1 protein-coding gene is annotated in these 550 nt (G+C 34.2%); it reads right to left on the bottom strand.

Features of this window, described 5'->3' with window-relative positions:
• Window positions 1-13: 13 nt before the first annotated feature.
• The coding region (locus tag ACXAHM_RS26335) for a transposase (RefSeq protein ID WP_474967066.1) at window positions 14-550 on the bottom strand (537 nt) is incomplete at its 5' end.

The raw sequence follows: 550 nt of genomic DNA, 5'->3' as shown, positions 1-550 counted from the left end.
GGATTTGTATGGATTATCCAAGAGAATGACTATAATTTTTATCATATTCTACACCATCTCTCACACATGCAAAAACTCTTTGAATTAATTTATTCCGAACTGCATTAATAACACACATTTTACTCTTCCCTTCAGCCACCTTCCTCTTATAATAATCCTGTAATTCACCAGGTATTAAAATCACAGAACATGCACACATATGCAATAAACTTTTAAGGCGTTTGTCTGACTTTTTAGATACCTTACCCCGACCTCTTATGCTACTTCCTGAACTGTAACTAAAAGGTACTACACCTGAATAACAGGCTATTTGTTTTCCACTAACAAAACGTGTAAAACCTCCTGTTGCAACAAGTAAAGCCATAGCTGTGGTATGACCAATACCAGGTACTGATTTAGCTATCTTAACTTGTGCTCTTAATGTATCATTCTCTATGATGATAGAAACTAACTTCTCATCGAGATCAGATATGGATTTCTCTAAAGCACTTATAGGAGCTGTAAAATTATCCTGCAAATCTTTATTCAATTTACTTTTTTTATTCTCCGT

The sequence above is a fragment of the Flammeovirga sp. AWQ4_249 genome (assembly GCF_056161045.1).
The sequence above is the reverse complement of the archived record's forward strand: the minus strand, read 5'-3'. Positions and strand labels throughout refer to the sequence as shown.